Source organism: Ruegeria sp. CL7 (assembly GCF_056536445.1).
This window is the reverse complement of sequence record NZ_JBQFPQ010000005.1, coordinates 200424-216289: the sequence shown is the minus strand read 5'-3', so window position 1 is coordinate 216289 and position 15866 is coordinate 200424. Positions and strand designations below refer to the sequence as shown.

Sequence of the window (15866 nt, the reverse complement as noted above, 5' to 3'; positions counted from 1 at the left end):
TCCCATGACCAACGTGACCGACCAAGACCGCGTCTTGATCTTCGATACCACTTTGCGCGACGGCGAGCAGAGCCCCGGCGCGACCATGACCCATGACGAAAAGCTCGAGATTGCCGAACTGTTGGATGACATGGGCGTCGACATCATCGAAGCCGGTTTTCCGATCGCATCCGAAGGTGACTTCAAAGCGGTAACCGAGATCGCACAACGATCCAAAAACAGCCGCATCTGCGGTCTGGCCCGCGCCAATTTCGCCGATATCGATCGCTGCTGGGAGGCGGTCAAACACGCGGAACAGAACCGCATTCACACCTTCATCGGCACCTCTCCACTGCACCGCGCCATTCCGAACCTGACACAGGACGAGATGGCTGACAAAATCCACGAAACGGTCAGCCACGCGCGCAACCTGTGCGAAAACGTGCAGTGGTCGCCGATGGATGCAACCCGGACCGAATGGGATTACCTGTGCCGCGTCATCGAAATCGCGATCAAGGCCGGGGCAACCACCATCAATATCCCCGACACCGTGGGATATACTGCGCCTCTGGAATCCGCTGACCTGATCAAACGCCTGATCGAAACGGTTCCGGGCGCAGATGAGGTGATCTTTGCCACCCATTGTCACAACGACCTCGGCATGGCGACAGCGAACTCGCTGGCGGCCGTCATCGGTGGCGCACGCCAGATCGAATGCACCATCAACGGCCTGGGCGAACGCGCCGGCAACACCGCCCTGGAAGAGGTCGTGATGGCAATGCGCACGCGCAATGACATCATGCCCTTCCACACCGGGATCGACACGACCAAGATCATGCATATCTCTCGCCGGGTCGCCACGGTGTCGGGCTTCAACGTGCAGTTCAACAAGGCCATCGTCGGCAAGAACGCGTTTGCCCACGAAAGCGGTATCCATCAGGACGGCATGCTCAAGAACCGCGACAATTTCGAGATCATGCGCCCCGAGGATATCGGCCTGTCGGGCACGTCCCTGCCTCTGGGCAAGCACTCGGGCCGCGCGGCTCTGCGCGACAAACTGGAAACGCTGGGTTTTGAAGTTGGCGACAATCAACTCAAAGACATCTTCGTGCGGTTCAAGGATCTGGCGGATCGCAAGAAAGAAGTGTTCGACGACGATCTCATTGCGCTGATGACGTTGGACGAGGCGGACGACTATCTGCAATTGGTGTCGATGAAAGTCACCTGCGGCACCGGCGGCCAGGCGGAATCGACGGTCGAGCTGGAAGTCGACGGCAAGGACGTCATCGCAACTGAACACGGTGACGGGCCGGTAGACGCAACCTTCAAGGCGATCCGTGCGATTTACCCCAACACGGCCCGTTTGCAGCTGTATCAGGTTCATGCGGTGACCGAAGGCACCGATGCGCAGGCCACGGTTTCGGTCAGGCTGGAAGAAGATGGCATGATCGCCACGGGTCAGTCGGCGAACACGGATACTGTCGTGGCTTCGGCCAAAGCCTATATCCACGCGCTGAACCGCCTGATCGTGCGCCGGGAAAAGACCGGCCCGGGCGCGGATGCCCGCGAAATCAGCTACAAAGACCTGACCTGATCAAAATTGGCGCGGTGAGGGGCTCCCGCACCTGCGGGTGCCCGGCTGCGCCGAGCACCCTTGCAGCTTTGGGCCCGGCAGCGCGCCTGCGGCGCGCTGCCGGGCCCAACATGTTTGACGGCATCTCTGATGCAGGCAAACAGGGCGGGAGTATCGGTTGCATTTCTTTGGCTGGCCTCAGAGGCCTGCAAATAGCTGCGACAGGCGTGTCGTCTCTTCCTCGATGCCGAATGGTGCGTTCAGAATGAACATCCCTGACCCCACCATCCGATGCCCCTCGCGCACCGGTGGGAACGTCACCTCATGGCAAATGGCCTTGGGGAAGTTTTGCGCTTTTAGCGTCGCGATCATCCGGGCGTGGCGTTTGTCCTTCAGAACCGGGTACCACAGCGCGATCACCCCGACATTCCATTTCCGGTGCAGTTTGGCAATCGCTGCGGGCAGTCGATCGTAGTCGGTCTTCACCTCATAGCTTGGGTCAATCAGCAATAGCCCCCGGCGCGGCGTCGGAGGCAGCAGGGATTGCACCAGTTCAAACCCGTCCTGCCGATACACCTTCGCCCCGAACGGCGACATAGCCAAAGACAGCGCGGCATGTTCCTGGGGGTGCAGCTCGGCAAAATGCAGACTGTCCTGATCCCTCAACAGATGTGCTGCAATCATCGGCGACCCCGGATAGGCCGCGTCGCCGTGCCGGGCCCGTATGTTTTCCAGAACCCGCGCCATCGGATGTCCGGGGCCGAACCACCCTTCTCGTTTCGCGCGCTCGATTCCCGCCGCCGCCTCGCCCGTCCTCATGGATTCGTCCGCGTCCAACTGGTACAGCCCCCGCCCGGAATGCGTTTCGACATAGCTGAGCGGCTTGTCCTTCTGCGTCAAATAATTCAGCACCCAGGCCAGCAATGCGTGCTTTTGGACATCAGCCAGATTCCCGGCGTGGTAAATATGTTGATAAGAGAGCATTATGCCTTCTAAAGTCCCATTCAATAAGGCGGAAAGGTGCTGATTGTCGCGGAATCAGCCCTTTTACCGGGCGTGATGGCACCCTATAAGTCATCCGTCCCGGAACCGTCGAGTCGCGGGCAGTAGAAAAACCGACATACAGGATCAGGGGAAACATGGGGATCTTTGGCAATCTGGGCGGCCTGTTCACAGCGGACATGGCCATCGACCTTGGAACGGCGAACACGCTGGTTTACGTCAAGGGGCGCGGTGTCATCCTGTCTGAGCCTTCGGTCGTAGCCTATCACGTCAAGGACGGCGTGAAGAAAGTTCTGGCCGTCGGCGAAGATGCCAAGCTGATGCTGGGCCGGACGCCCGGTTCGATCGAAGCCATCCGCCCCATGCGTGAAGGCGTGATCGCCGACTTCGACACCGCCGAGGAAATGATCAAGCACTTCATTCGCAAGGTGCACAAACGTTCGACCTTTTCGAAACCCAAGATCATCGTCTGCGTACCTCACGGTGCGACCCCAGTCGAAAAACGCGCAATCCGTCAGTCGGTTTTGTCCGCAGGCGCGCGCCGCGCGGGCCTGATCGCGGAACCGATCGCCGCCGCCATCGGCGCGGGCATGCCGATCACCGACCCGACCGGCAACATGGTCGTCGACATCGGCGGTGGTACGACCGAAGTGGCCGTTCTGTCGCTGGGCGACATCGTCTATGCCCGCTCGGTCCGCGTGGGTGGCGACCGCATGGACGAAGCCATCATTTCGTACCTGCGCCGTCAGCAGAACCTGCTGGTCGGTGAATCCACTGCCGAACGCATCAAGACGACGATCGGCACGGCGCGGATGCCTGATGATGGCCGCGGCCAGTCGATGCATATCCGGGGTCGTGACCTGTTGAACGGCGTACCCAAGGAAATCGAGATCAGCCAGGCCCAGGTCGCCGAGGCGCTGTCGGAACCCGTCCAGCAGATCTGCGAAGCGGTGATGACCGCGCTGGAGACCACTCCGCCCGATCTGGCCGCCGATATCGTGGATCGCGGCGTCATGCTGACAGGCGGTGGTGCATTGCTGGGTGATCTGGATCTGGCCCTGCGCGAACAGACCGGCCTGGCCGTGTCCATCGCGGACGAAAGCCTGAATTGTGTGGCTTTGGGCACCGGCAAGGCGCTAGAATACGAAAAACAGCTGCGCCACGCGATTGACTACGAAAGCTGAGGCGCGCACCTTTTAGGGGCAGTCTGAATTCGGCACGAGCAGCACGGGAAGGTAACCTGTGGCAAAAGACCGATCACAGCGCGATGACTACACGACCCCTCTGCGCCGCTTGTTGTTGGGGATCGTCATCCTGTGCTTGCTGGGTATCTTTCTGGTTTGGCGGATCGACAGCCCGCGCGTCGAGCGGTTCCGCGCGCAGGTGGTGGACGCGGTCGTACCATCGATGGATTGGGCCATGGTGCCCGTGACCGCCGCTGTGAACCTTGTGCGCGATTTCCAAAGCTACCAGCGTCTGAGCGAGCAGAACCGCGAGCTGCGCAGCGAACTGCGCCTGATGCGTGCCTGGAAAGAGGCCGCACTGCAATTGGAGCAGGAAAATGCGCGGCTGTTGGATCTGAACAATGTCCGCCTCGACCCGCGCCTGACATACATCACGGGTGTTGTGATGGCCGACAGCGGATCACCCTTTCGGCAGTCCGTCCTGTTGAATGTGGGGGAACGCGACGGGATCGTTGATGGCTGGGCCACGATGGATGGAATCGGGCTGGTTGGCCGAATTTCCGGCGTCGGGCCAGACACGGCTCGGGTGATCCTGGTGACGGATGCCACCAGTGCCATTCCGGCAACAATTCAGCCTTCTGGCCAGACCGCGTTGATCAAAGGAGACAATACTCCGGCCCCTGTGGTCGAGTTTCTGGAAAACCGAGAGCTGGTCCGCCCCGGTGATCGGGTGATCACATCCGGCGACGGTGGCGTTTTTCCGGCAGGCCTTTTGATCGGCCAGATCGCCGCAGATCCGGGCGGCCGCCTGCGCGTTCGCCTTTCAGCAGATTTTGAACGGCTCGAGTTTCTTCGTGTTCTGCGCTTCCATTCGCCCCCGCCGATTCAGGATCCGGGTGGGATCGTCGGGCCAACTCGGCCCGAAACTGCGCTTGTGCCGGATGAGGTCAGCGATGGATAGGCCCGCCTCATACAACTGGGCCATGCGCGGCCTTTACGTTGCGCTGGCCTTTGTCGTTCTGTTTCTGCATTTGCTGCCGCTTGATGCGCAACCGGATCGCTGGCCTTTTCCTGATGTATTGATTGCGCTGACCTTTGCCTGGGTATTGCGGCGCCCCGATTATGTGCCCACGCTGCTGGTCGCGTTTGTCATGCTGATGGCGGATCTGTTGCTGCAACGCCCGCCCGGCCTTCTGGCTGCGCTGGTGGTGTTTGGCACAGCCTATCTGCGCTCTGCCGCTCCGGGTATGAAGGACACTGGGTTTGTCGGAGAATGGATGTCTGTCGGTGTGGTGATTGCCATGGTCTTTTTGACGAACAGAGTCGTTTTGTCGATCTTGTCTGTGCAGCAGGCCGCTTTGTGGCCAGTCGTTATGCAACTTGTGCTGACAATCGCCTTCTACCCGTTCATCGTGCTGTTGAGCCAAAGCGTATTTGGCGTCCACCGCCTGTCTGCTGCGGATGCCGGAGCCGTAGGGGGCGGAGCATGAAACAACGCAAACCCAAGTCGCAGGGCCTTGCCTATAAACGCCTGCCACGCCGGGCGCTGCTGCTGGGCGGTTTGCAGGCGGCTTTTATCGGCGGGCTGGCCGCACGGATGCGTTTCATGCAGGTGGATCAGGCCGACGAATACCGCCTGCTGGCCGAAGAAAACCGCATCAACATTCGACTCATCCCGCCAACCCGTGGACGTATCTATGACCGCAACGGGCAGATCATCGGTCAGAACTCACCATCCTATCGCATCGTCATCGTGCGTGAAGACGCAGGTGACGTCGACAAGGTGATTGCCAAATTGTCGGAACTCATCCCGCTGAACGATGATGAGATCGAACGCGCCCGGACCGAAATGCGCCGATCAGCCCCGTTCCTACCGGTCACTCTGGCGGATCAGGTCACTTGGGAAGACATCTCGAAAGTCGCAGTCAATGCCCCGGCCCTTCCGGGTGTGACGCCCGAAGTGGGCCTGACACGGCAATACCCACGCTATGAGGATTTCGCCCATATCGTCGGCTATGTCGGCCCGGTCAGCGACTACGATCTCAGCAAGCTCGAAGACCCCGAGCCGGTTTTGCGAATTCCCAGGTTTCAGATTGGCAAGGTCGGGTTGGAAGCCAAGCAGGAAACAGCCCTGCGTGGCAAAGCCGGTGCAAAGCGTGTCGAAGTCAATGCCACAGGGCGGGTCATGCGCGAGCTGGACCGGCAGGAAGGTCAGCCGGGTGCGGACTTGCAATTGGCGATCGATGCCGACCTGCAACAATATGCGCAAGCGCGGCTGGCAGGAGAAAGCGCGGCGGCAATTGTTCTGGATTGCGAAACCGGGGACCTGCGCGCTGTCAGCTCTACACCCAGTTTTGATCCAAATCTGTTTGTGCGCGGTATCTCGGTCGCGGATTATCGGGCATTGACGGGGGACAAGTACCGCCCTCTGGCCAACAAGTCCGTGCAAGGCACTTATCCTCCGGGGTCGACCTTCAAGATGGTCACCGCATTGGCCGCGCTGGAGGCCGGCGTGATAGGCCCTGGAAACACAGTGTATTGCCCCGGGCATCTAAAGGTCGGCAGCCGCAGGTTCCACTGCTGGAAGCGCGGCGGGCATGGCACGGTCGATCTGAACCTGTCGCTGAAACGCAGCTGCGACGTCTATTACTACGACGTGGCTTTGCGGGTCGGGATCGACAAGATATCCGAAATGGCTCGTACTTTGGGCCTAGGCGTCAAACACGATATTCCGATGTCGGCGGTCGCCGCTGGACTTGCCCCCAATCAGGAATGGAAGCAGCGGACACACGGTCAGGATTGGCTGGTGGGCGACACGGCCAACGCGTCCATCGGGCAAGGGTTCATGCTGGCATCACCGCTTCAACTGGCCGTCATGACGGCTCGTATCGCCACCGGCCGATCGGTGACACCGCGCCTTGTACGTTCGATCGACGGTGTCGAACAGCCTTCGGGCGCAGGGGAACCGCTGGACATCAACGCCTACAATCTGGAACAGGTGCGCAAGGCCATGTACTCGGTCTCGAACGATCGGCGTGGGACGGCCTATCGCAGCCGCATCATCGCAGACGAGTTCCGCATGGCCGGCAAAACCGGCACCAGCCAGGTCCGCAACATCACCAAGGCCGAACGTGCCGCCGGCGTGATCCGCAACGAAGACCTGCCATGGGAGCGTCGCGACCACGCCTTGTTCGTCTGCTTCGCGCCCTATGACAATCCGAAATACGCGGTTGCCGTGGTCGTTGAACATGGCGGCGGCGGGTCCAAGGCGGCGGCACCGGTCGCCCGCGATATCATGCTTCAGGCGCTCTACAACGGTACCCCGCCGCTTGAGGCATATCCGGTTGCCGACCGCGAGCGGATCAAGGAACAGCAAAAACGGCTCGAGGGCGACCGTCGCCCCAAAGCGCGTCCCGACGGAAAGGACCGCGCATGAGCTATCTTGAATATGCCGTGAAATCCACGCCGTCGGGGTTTCGGAAATTCCTGTACATGAATTGGCCGCTGACCCTGTTGCTGATCAGCACGGCCAGCGCAGGGTTCCTGATGCTGTATTCGGTTGCAGGCGGGTCGTGGACACCCTGGGCGGAACCACAGATGGAGCGGTTCGGGCTTGGCCTGATCGCGATGTTCATCATTGCTTTGGTTCCGATCTGGTTCTGGCGCAACATGTCCGTGCTGGCCTATCTCGGGTCGGTCGCGTTGCTGGTATTCGTGGAGTTGTTCGGCACCATCGGCATGGGCGCGCAGCGTTGGATCGACCTTGGGTTCATGCGCCTGCAACCCTCAGAAGTCATGAAGGTGGCCCTGGTCATGGTTCTGGCGGCGTATTACGACTGGCTGCCATCGCACAAGACCTCCCGCCCTCTGTGGGTCTTTGTTCCCGTGGCCCTGATTGTCCTGCCAACCCTGCTGGTTCTGAAACAGCCGGATCTCGGCACGTCGATCCTGCTGTTGGCTGCCGGTGGCGGGCTGATGTTTCTTGCGGGTGTCCACTGGGCCTACTTTGCAGCCGTCATTGCCGCCGTCGTGGGCCTGATCGCCGCCGTGTTCAACAGTCGCGGGACCGAATGGCAGTTGCTCAAGGATTATCAGTTCCGCCGGATCGACACGTTTCTTGACCCCTCTACCGATCCTTTGGGTGCCGGGTATCACATCACGCAATCCAAGATCGCCCTTGGTTCCGGGGGCTGGAACGGGCGCGGTTTCATGCAGGGTACGCAATCCCGGCTGAACTTCCTGCCCGAGAAACACACCGATTTCATCTTCACCACCCTCGCAGAGGAATTCGGATTCGTCGGTGGCATCACGCTCTTGATTCTCTATGCCCTGATCCTTGTGTTCTGCATGGCGACCGCACTGGCCACCAAGGATCGGTTCTCGTCACTGGTTACTCTGGGCATCGCGCTGAACTTCTTCTTGTTCTTTGCCGTCAACATGTCGATGGTGATGGGCATGGCACCGGTTGTGGGCGTCCCACTGCCAATGGTCAGCTATGGCGGATCGGCCATGCTGGTGCTGATGGCCGCGTTCGGCATCGTCCAAAGCGCTCATATCCATCGTCCCCGCTGATCCGAAAGGTCCCCGATGCCCGTAAACGTACTGTTTTCCGCGCGCCCTGCCCTGTGGCCCGTGTATGAACCGCTGCTCACTCGATACCTTGCGGAGGCCGGCGTTGAGGCGCGGCTCAGTACGGAATTTGACCCGGATCAGGTCGATTACGTTGTCTACGCTCCGAATGGCGGGTTACTGGATTTTTCGCCCTTTACACGCCTGAAGGCGGTTCTGAGCCTCTGGGCCGGGGTTGAAAAGATTGCGGACAATGACACGCTGACCGTCCCCTTGGCGCGAATGGTGGATCACGGGCTGACGCAAGGTATGACCGAATGGGTGGTGGGCCATGTGCTGCGCTATCATCTGGGAATGGATCGCCACATCACCATCCAGGATGGCGTCTGGGCCCCGGATGCCCCACCTTTGGCGCAAGAGCGCAAAATGTGCATTCTGGGCCTCGGCGCGTTGGGCGAAGCCGCGGCCCGCACCCTGGCCTCGCTGAATTTCACGGTCACAGGCTGGAGCCGCACCGCCAAGGACATCCCCGGCGTAACCTGCCTGCATGGTCCTGACGGTCTGCGTGACGCGCTTTCCCGGGCCGAGATACTGGTTCTGCTGCTGCCTGACACCGCTGCCACCGAAAACGCGTTGAATGCTGAAACGCTGGCCCTGCTGCCCAAGGGCGCGCGGATCATCAACCCGGGTCGCGGACCCCTGATCGATGACGATGCGCTGCTGGATGCCTTGAACGCGGGTCAGGTCGGTCACGCGACGCTGGATGTGTTCCGGGTCGAGCCCCTGCCCCCCGATCATCCGTATTGGGCACATCCGAACGTGACGGTGACCCCTCATATCGCGTCCGAGACCCGCCCGGTCACAGCCGCGCAGGTCATTTGCGAAAACATCCGGCGTGGCGAAGCCGGAGAGCCCTTCGTGCACCTGGTGGATCGCGCTTTGGGCTACTGATTTCAGGCCGCGATCAGACCGCGGCCTTTCAACAGGGCGTCAACCCCCGGCAATCTTCCCCGGAACGCCAGATACAGGTCTTCTGCCTCGCGCGAACCGCCAGTGGACAGGATGTTGTCCTCCAACGCTTTGGCGCGTTCGGGGTCAAAGGCACCTCCCGCCTCTTCAAAGGCGGCAAAGGCGTCGGCATCCATCACTTCGGACCACATATAGCTGTAGTACCCCGAGCTGTAGCCATCGCCTGCAAAGACATGCGCGAAATGCGGAGTAGCGTGGCGCATTCCAATGGCTTTCGGCATCCCCAACCTGGCCAAAACTTCTGACTGTTTCGCCATCGGATCTGCCGGTGCCTCGCCATCGTGGAAGGCCAGATCAACAAGGGCCGAGGCGACATATTCCACCGTCTGGAATCCCTGATCGAAATTGGCCGCCTTCAGCACCTTTTGCAGCATTTCCTGCGGCATCGGCTCGCCCGTTTCCGCATGGGTCGCAAACTCGGCAAGAACCTCGGGCACTTCCAACCAGTGTTCGTAAAGCTGGCTGGGCAATTCTACGAAATCGCGCGCCACGGACGTGCCCGAGATGCTTTCATATGTCACGTTGGACAGCATCTGGTGCAGGGCATGGCCGAATTCATGAAACAGGGTCCGCGCGTCATCATAGGACAGCAAGGCGGGATCCCCTTTGGCAAAGTTGCAGACATTGATGACAACCGGTGTCTGCTTCTTCGGGAATTTGGCCTGCGCCCTCATCGCGCTGCACCAGGCGCCTGACCGCTTGGACCCTCGTGCAAAGTAGTCTCCGATAAATACGGCAATATGCTGCCCGTCGCGGGTAACGTCCCAAGCCCGGCAATCCGGGTGATAGAGGGGTACGTCCAACGGTTTGAAATCCAGCCCGAAAAGCCGGTTGGCGCAGGCAAACGAAGCCTCGATCATACGATCCAGTTGCAGATAGGGTTTCAACGCAGCCTCATCCAGATCATGTTCCGCCTTGCGCCGCTTTTCAGCATAGTACCGCCAATCCCAAGCTTCCAGCGGGCCGTTGATGCCGTCTTCCTGCATCATCTGCGTCAGAACATCCGCGTCGGCGTCTGCGCGGGACTTGGCCGGTTCCCAAACCTGCATCAACAGTTCGCGCACCCGATCCGGCGTGCGCGCCATCTCGGTTTCCAGCTTGTAGTCGGCGAACGTGTCATAGCCCAGAAGCTTGGCACGTTCTTGGCGTAAGGCCAGGATCTCGGCCGCGATGTCTCGGTTGTCGGTCTCGCCCCCATTGGCGCCGCGTGCGGCCCAGGCGCGATAGGCTTTTTCACGCAGGTCCCGGCGGGGCGAGAATTGCAGAAACGGCACGATCAGCGACCGTGACAAGGTGACCACCGGCCCCTTGGCTTTCTTCTCCTGCCCCGCGGCACGCGCCGCGTCCACGACGAAATCCGGCAGGCCGTTCAGATCCCCTTCGGTCAGATCCATGTACCAGTCCCGCTCATCCGCCAGCAGGTTCTGGGTAAACGAGGTGCCCAGCGACGCAAGGCGCGACTTGATCTCTTGCATACGGGTGTCTTCGTCCCCTACCAAAGCCGCACCGGCACGCACAAAGCCCCGGTGGGTCAGCATCAGCACACGCGCCTGTTCCTCGGTCAGGTCAAGATCATCGCGCCGTGCCCATAGGTCGGCCACACGCTTGAACAGCGACTTGTTGGAAGAAATGCCCGAAAAATGCGTCGAAAGCTTGGGGGAAAACGCACGTTGCAGTTCTTCCCGCTTGGGGTTGCTGTCCGCGCCCGCAATCGTGAAGAAGACCGACAGAACCTTGTCCAGTTGCCCGCCCGCAGCCTCGAGCGCCTCGATCGTGTTGGCGAATGTGGGGGTATCCGGATTTGCCGCTATCGCGTCAATCTCGGCGTTATGCTCTTTCATCGCCTGCTCCAGTGCCGGCGAGAAATCATCATCCGAGATATCGGAAAAAGGGGCGATTTCAAACGGTGTGGTCCAGTTGGACAGGATTGGGTTGGTCATGCGGATCTCCTTTGATCCCATAGCTATGTCGCCACGGCCGGGTGTTCCAGAACACCCAACCCATGTGAAGAAAGGTTAATCGTTTCTCATGCCACAAACAGGGCAATCGCCCCGGCGGGTCAGAACAATCTTGCGGCTTTCGCCGTACAGCGCGTCATAGATCAGCATCTCGCCGCGCAGCGCCACACCGGCGCCCGTTATCACCTTGATCGCCTCGACCGCCATCATTGATCCGACGACGCCCGGCAGCGGGCCGATCACTCCGGCCTCGGAACAGGACGGGGCCAAACCGGGGGCCGGGGCCTCTGGGAAGATGCACTGATAGCAGGGGCTGCCATTGGTGGGGTCAAACACACTCAGTTGACCTTCCCACTGCGACAAAGCCCCCGAAATCAGCGGTTTGCCCAGCGCGACAGCGGTTCGGTTTGCCAGATACCGGGTCTCAAAATTGTCGGTTCCGTCAAGAATCAGATCGAAGTCTGCAAACAGGTCGGTGGCGATTTCCTCGCTCAAGCGGCGGTGATAGGGCAGAACAACGACGTTCGGGTTTTGCGCCTCCATTGCCCGCTGGGCCGAAAAGACCTTGGGCATTCCAATATCCGCGTCCCGGTGAATAACCTGTCGTTGCAGGTTGGCATTCTCGACGACGTCATCGTCAATGATCCCGATCGTGCCGACACCCGCAGCCGCCAGATATTGCAGCGCAGGTGCGCCCAGACCACCTGCGCCGATCACCAGTACGCGGGCTTTCTTAAGTTTTTTCTGACCGGGCCCACCCAGTTCGCGCAAAACGATATGGCGGGCATAGCGGTCCAGCTCGGCCTCGGTAAATCGGTCCGAGGGCATGTCGGGCTCCGGTTCCGAAGTTGAAACTGCGCGGTTGCGTAAGGCTTTGAGTATTCTGCCATACAGCAAAGCCAGCGCCGCGAAACCCACGAGGATCAGCCAAAGCGCCGCAGACCCACCCGTTGCTTCGCGAAGAGGGTGCCCATCCGGCAAGATCAGATGGGACAGTATGACGCCGGCCAACAACACACTCACGGAAACCATGCGCGCTTTTTTCGACGTGCCGGCGATATAACCGACGCCCCAAAGCCCCGCAGCCAGGATGAAAACCAACAGCATCAGCCGCGCCCGGTCGAGCCGAAACCGCCAGCCCCACGATCTGTTTCGCCCAGCGCCTGAGCCAGTTCAAACCTGGCCTGCACCACCGGCGCGACCACAAGCTGCGCGATACGATCTCCGTGGGCGATCTCGAATCGTTCCTGGCCCGCATTCATCACGATCACGCCCAAGGGCCCACGATAGTCGCTGTCAATGGTGCCCGGCGTGTTGGGCAGTGTAATCCCATGTTTCAACGCAAGGCCCGAGCGGGGCCGAACCTGAACTTCATACCCTTGCGGGATTTCAATGCGCAGGCCGGTCGGCACCAACGCCCGCTGACCGGGGTCCAGCGTAATCGGCGCGCGGTCGGGCAGATTGGCACGCACGTCCGCGCCGGCCGCCCCCGAGGTTTCGTAAGAGGGAAGCGCCACGGCGGGGTCTGCCCCGTCTTCGCGGATCACCCGGATTGCAACCATGCCCTTGCCTTTCCTTCAGCCTGCCAACGCGTCCGCGATTTTCGCCGCCAGACGCCGGGCAACTTCGTCTTTGCCCATACGGGGCCATTCCTCGGCCCCGTTGTCCGAAATCAGGATGACCGCATTCTCTGACCCGCCCATAATGCCTGTTGCAGGGCTGACATCGTTGGCGACGATCCAGTCACAGCCTTTGCGCAGACGCTTGGCCGTGGCGTGTTCAATCACATTGTCCGTCTCGGCCGCAAAGCCGACAACCAATGGCGGACGGTTCGCGCCCATCCCGGAAACACGTTTCAGAATGTCCGGGTTTTCGGTGAATTCCAGTACCGGCAGGCCATCGCGGCTTTTCTTCAGCTTCTTGTCCGACGCGCTGGCGACACGCCAGTCCGCGACCGCAGCCGCGAATATTCCGGCATCGACGGGCAGAGCTGCATCAACCGCATCAGACATCTGTTGCGCGGTTTCGACAGGTACGACCCGCACACCCGCCGGGGGCGGCACGTCTGCCGGGCCAGTCACAAAGGTTACTTCGGCCCCCAATTCCGCCAGCGCCCGGGCTACGGCGGCACCTTGGGCCCCGGACGAGCGGTTGGCTATATACCGGACCGGATCTATCGGCTCATGCGTCGGGCCGGACGTCACCAGCACCCGCTTGCCCGTCAAAGGCCCCGCAGACAACCGAGCCTCAATCGCCGCGACAATTTCCAGCGGCTCGGACATGCGCCCCGGGCCGTATTCGCCACAGGCCATGTCGCCTTCGTTCGGGCCCACAAAGCGCACGCCATCCGCTTGCAGCTGCTTCAGGTTTCGCTGTGTTGCCGGGTGGGTCCACATCCGCACATTCATCGCGGGCGCACACAGAACGGGTGTGTCCGTGGCCATCAGAAGGGTCGAGGCCAGATCGTTGGCCAACCCTGCGGCCATCTTGCCCATCAGATCCGCCGTTGCGGGGGCCACGACGATCAGATCCGCAGAGCGGGACAGTTGAATATGCCCCATCTCGGCCTCATCGGTGAGATCAAACAGATCGCGATAGCCTTTTTCACCTGCCAGAGCCGATACGGACAGCGGCGTCACAAACTCTTCCGCAGCGCGCGACAATACAGGGGTTACGTCCGCGCCACGCTCGCGCAACCTGCGGATCAGGTCCAGCGATTTGTAGGCCGCGATTCCGCCACCGATAATCAGCAGAATGCGTTTGGATGACAGCATGTTCAGCCCTTCCCGTCCCGGTCGGCCCCGACATTAGGCAAGGCCCGCAGGTAGTTCCAGCGATTAATTCTGAACCTGAAATGCCGCACAGGGGTCTTCGCGCTCGGCCGTGGGGCTATCAATCACGATATCGAATTCTCCGTCGATCGCTCCATCCTCGGATTGTCCGACGGCCACGACTTTCCAACCTGGTCTGAGGCGCGCTAGATAGGTCGGTATGCCCCGGTCCTTTCGCGCGTGACCATTTCCAGTAATCACGGCAACCGGACCCCCGGTTTCGTCCATCGCACGGACCACGGCACGGGCCAGCACAGCATCGCGCAATCGTTGGATCGCTACCATCTGGGGCAACATTTCAGCCGGAAGCGCATCGCAATGCGCCGCCAACTGGTCGGCTTCGCGCGCGGCCTGTTCTTCGGGCGATAGAGGCACCGTCAGGCCATAACGCGCCGCGTCTGCCCCCAACGCCGTGGCGGCACCGCGTTCCATAGCGGCACGCGCGGCAGCTCGCGGAACCATAGCCCCGTAAACCGGCGCGCCTGACGCCTCGAACACTGGATAATACATGCTGAGCGGCGGCCAGCCACTTTCAGCCCATTTCAGAATGCGGCTCAGTTCTTCCGGGTTTGACACAGCTTTCTGAGCGAGTCTCTGCGCGCCCTCTTCCGTGACCATTTCCCAGACGACGGCCGAAGGTGAAACAGCTTCAAGCGCCTCGGCCTGCACCAAATGATGCGTCGGGTTGTCGTGAACTTCCCCCAATATCAAGACATCGGCGTCCCGCATCGCGGACATGGCATCAGCGGGAACAAGTCTATCTGCCAGCCCCGGTCGCGCTGCCGCAACCGTAAGACCCAGAACAAACGCAAGAATCGCAAACTGTTTCATGCGATGAAGTGTTGCACCTCGCGCGACTGGGCTTCAAGGTTCTTGCGCATTTTCGCAAAGGCTGCGGCCTCAAGCTGTCGTACACGTTCTTTTGACAGACCCAGCTCGGTTCCCAGGCTTTCCAGGGTTCGCGCAGGGTCTCGCAGCTTGCGCTCGCGCACAATGAAACGCTCGCGATCATTCAAGGCATTCATCGCCGTCAACAGCCAATTGCGCAACTGTTCGGTATCATGGCTGTGTTCAACTGCTTCGGCTGCCTGCTCGCGGTCATCTTCCAGGGCATCGATCCACTCGCGCCCATCCTCATCAGCGGATTGCACCGCATTCAGCGAAAAATCAGAGCCGGACAGACGACCTTCCATCATCTCGACGTCGCGCAGCGGCACACCGATTTCCGTGGCGATCATCTGGTGTAACTGATGACGGTCCAATTCCTGCCCTTCGGTGGCGGCTTCCCGTTCCAGCCGGGCCTGAACGCGACGCATGTTGAAAAACAGCGATTTTTGAGATGAGGTTGACCCGGTCCGAACCATGGACCAGTTCCGCATCACATAGTCCTGAATGCTTGCCTTGATCCACCATACGGCATAGGTCGAAAACCGCACGCCGCGATCTGGGTCGAACTTGTCTGCGGCCTTCATCAGGCCAAGGCCTGCTTCCTGAATGAGATCATTCATCGGCGCGCCATAGCGCTTGAACTTGGCCGCCATCGAAATCGCCAGACGCATATAGGCGGTGATCAGACGGTGCAACGCCTGTTCATCACGCTCATCACGCCATGCATAAGCCAGTTTCAGTTCGGTTTCCGCATCCAGCAGCTCGGCCTTCATTGCTTGCCGGGACATCGAAAAGTCCGTCGCATTATCCAGTGCCATAAACCTCTCCCCTGTTTGCAGGTACTGGTCAGACT

At 60.5% G+C, this 15866-nt stretch carries 14 protein-coding genes; 7 read left to right on the top strand and 7 right to left on the bottom strand.

Annotated features, from left to right (window positions below):
* Positions 1–4: 4 nt before the first annotated feature.
* Entirely contained in the window at positions 5–1573 is a 1569-nt protein-coding gene (locus ACR0LI_RS14440) for a 2-isopropylmalate synthase (RefSeq protein WP_171634829.1), read from the top strand.
* Between the two features lie 177 nt (positions 1574–1750).
* Here ACR0LI_RS14440 and ACR0LI_RS14435 read toward each other — a convergent pair whose 3' ends face one another.
* On the bottom strand, positions 1751–2536 hold the full coding sequence (locus ACR0LI_RS14435) for a 23S rRNA (adenine(2030)-N(6))-methyltransferase RlmJ (protein ID WP_209834617.1): 786 nt from the start codon (positions 2534–2536) through the stop codon (positions 1751–1753).
* Between the two features lie 155 nt (positions 2537–2691).
* Between ACR0LI_RS14435 and ACR0LI_RS14430 the strand changes: the two genes are divergently transcribed.
* The 6 genes from ACR0LI_RS14430 to ACR0LI_RS14405 are packed head-to-tail and all read left to right on the top strand — an operon-like array spanning position 2692 to position 9258.
* Positions 2692–3738 carry a rod shape-determining protein gene (locus ACR0LI_RS14430; protein WP_039523195.1) on the top strand — a complete coding sequence of 349 codons (1047 nt, stop codon included), beginning with the start codon at positions 2692–2694 and terminating at the stop codon, positions 3736–3738.
* 58 nt (positions 3739–3796) lie between these two features.
* Positions 3797–4699 (top strand): rod shape-determining protein MreC, encoded by a 903-nt coding sequence (gene mreC, locus ACR0LI_RS14425; RefSeq protein ID WP_170346418.1) that lies wholly within the window; start codon positions 3797–3799, stop codon positions 4697–4699.
* On the top strand, positions 4692–5228 hold the full coding sequence (locus ACR0LI_RS14420; protein WP_171634834.1) for a rod shape-determining protein MreD: 537 nt from the start codon (positions 4692–4694) through the stop codon (positions 5226–5228). The genes mreC and ACR0LI_RS14420 overlap by 8 nt, the downstream gene beginning before the upstream one ends.
* Positions 5225–7174 (top strand): penicillin-binding protein 2, encoded by a 1950-nt coding sequence (gene mrdA, locus ACR0LI_RS14415; RefSeq protein ID WP_171331337.1) that lies wholly within the window; start codon positions 5225–5227, stop codon positions 7172–7174. The genes ACR0LI_RS14420 and mrdA overlap by 4 nt, the downstream gene beginning before the upstream one ends.
* A complete protein-coding gene (gene rodA / locus ACR0LI_RS14410) occupies positions 7171–8310 on the top strand; it encodes a rod shape-determining protein RodA (protein ID WP_171634836.1) in 1140 nt (379 codons plus the stop codon). Before mrdA ends, rodA begins: the two co-directional genes overlap by 4 nt.
* 15 nt (positions 8311–8325) lie before the next feature.
* The gene (locus ACR0LI_RS14405) at positions 8326–9258 is read left to right on the top strand and encodes a 2-hydroxyacid dehydrogenase (protein ID WP_480718728.1); all 933 of its coding nucleotides are present in this window, start codon (positions 8326–8328) and stop codon (positions 9256–9258) included.
* 2 nt (positions 9259–9260) lie between these two features.
* Here ACR0LI_RS14405 and ACR0LI_RS14400 read toward each other — a convergent pair whose 3' ends face one another.
* The 6 genes from ACR0LI_RS14400 to ACR0LI_RS14375 all read right to left on the bottom strand — a co-directional run bounded on the left by ACR0LI_RS14400 (position 9261) and on the right by ACR0LI_RS14375 (position 15831).
* Positions 9261–11276, bottom strand: coding sequence for a M3 family metallopeptidase (locus ACR0LI_RS14400; protein ID WP_171724245.1), 2016 nt, complete (start codon positions 11274–11276; stop codon positions 9261–9263).
* A 75-nt stretch (positions 11277–11351) separates the two neighbouring features.
* Positions 11352–12401 (bottom strand): HesA/MoeB/ThiF family protein, encoded by a 1050-nt coding sequence (locus ACR0LI_RS14395; RefSeq protein ID WP_480718727.1) that lies wholly within the window; start codon positions 12399–12401, stop codon positions 11352–11354.
* Positions 12401–12856, bottom strand: a complete 456-nt coding sequence (gene dut, locus ACR0LI_RS14390) for a dUTP diphosphatase (RefSeq protein ID WP_171634845.1) — start codon at positions 12854–12856, stop codon at positions 12401–12403. Before dut ends, ACR0LI_RS14395 begins: the two co-directional genes overlap by 1 nt.
* A gap of 15 nt (positions 12857–12871) precedes the next feature.
* Positions 12872–14068, bottom strand: coding sequence for a bifunctional phosphopantothenoylcysteine decarboxylase/phosphopantothenate--cysteine ligase CoaBC (gene coaBC, locus ACR0LI_RS14385; protein WP_171634848.1), 1197 nt, complete (start codon positions 14066–14068; stop codon positions 12872–12874).
* Positions 14069–14131: 63 nt separating this feature from the next.
* The gene (locus ACR0LI_RS14380) at positions 14132–14956 is read right to left on the bottom strand and encodes a ChaN family lipoprotein (RefSeq protein ID WP_171634850.1); all 825 of its coding nucleotides are present in this window, start codon (positions 14954–14956) and stop codon (positions 14132–14134) included.
* A complete protein-coding gene (locus ACR0LI_RS14375; protein ID WP_480718726.1) occupies positions 14953–15831 on the bottom strand; it encodes an RNA polymerase factor sigma-32 in 879 nt (292 codons plus the stop codon). The genes ACR0LI_RS14380 and ACR0LI_RS14375 overlap by 4 nt, the downstream gene beginning before the upstream one ends.
* Positions 15832–15866 lie beyond the last annotated feature (35 nt).

Excerpts from the sequence above, each read along its gene's own strand:
- ACR0LI_RS14440 (WP_171634829.1), top strand. The coding sequence starts at position 5 with ATGACCAACGTGACCGACCAAGACCGCGTCTTGATCTTCGATACCACT.
- ACR0LI_RS14435 (WP_209834617.1), bottom strand. The coding sequence starts at position 2,536 with ATGCTCTCTTATCAACATATTTACCACGCCGGGAATCTGGCTGATGTC.
- ACR0LI_RS14430 (WP_039523195.1), top strand. The coding sequence starts at position 2,692 with ATGGGGATCTTTGGCAATCTGGGCGGCCTGTTCACAGCGGACATGGCC.
- ACR0LI_RS14420 (WP_171634834.1), top strand. The coding sequence starts at position 4,692 with ATGGATAGGCCCGCCTCATACAACTGGGCCATGCGCGGCCTTTACGTT.
- mrdA (WP_171331337.1), top strand. The coding sequence starts at position 5,225 with ATGAAACAACGCAAACCCAAGTCGCAGGGCCTTGCCTATAAACGCCTG.
- rodA (WP_171634836.1), top strand. The coding sequence starts at position 7,171 with ATGAGCTATCTTGAATATGCCGTGAAATCCACGCCGTCGGGGTTTCGG.
- ACR0LI_RS14405 (WP_480718728.1), top strand. The coding sequence starts at position 8,326 with ATGCCCGTAAACGTACTGTTTTCCGCGCGCCCTGCCCTGTGGCCCGTG.
- ACR0LI_RS14400 (WP_171724245.1), bottom strand. The coding sequence starts at position 11,276 with ATGACCAACCCAATCCTGTCCAACTGGACCACACCGTTTGAAATCGCC.
- ACR0LI_RS14395 (WP_480718727.1), bottom strand. The coding sequence starts at position 12,401 with ATGCTGTTGGTTTTCATCCTGGCTGCGGGGCTTTGGGGCGTCGGTTAT.
- dut (WP_171634845.1), bottom strand. The coding sequence starts at position 12,856 with ATGGTTGCAATCCGGGTGATCCGCGAAGACGGGGCAGACCCCGCCGTG.
- coaBC (WP_171634848.1), bottom strand. The coding sequence starts at position 14,068 with ATGCTGTCATCCAAACGCATTCTGCTGATTATCGGTGGCGGAATCGCG.
- ACR0LI_RS14380 (WP_171634850.1), bottom strand. The coding sequence starts at position 14,956 with ATGAAACAGTTTGCGATTCTTGCGTTTGTTCTGGGTCTTACGGTTGCG.
- ACR0LI_RS14375 (WP_480718726.1), bottom strand. The coding sequence starts at position 15,831 with ATGGCACTGGATAATGCGACGGACTTTTCGATGTCCCGGCAAGCAATG.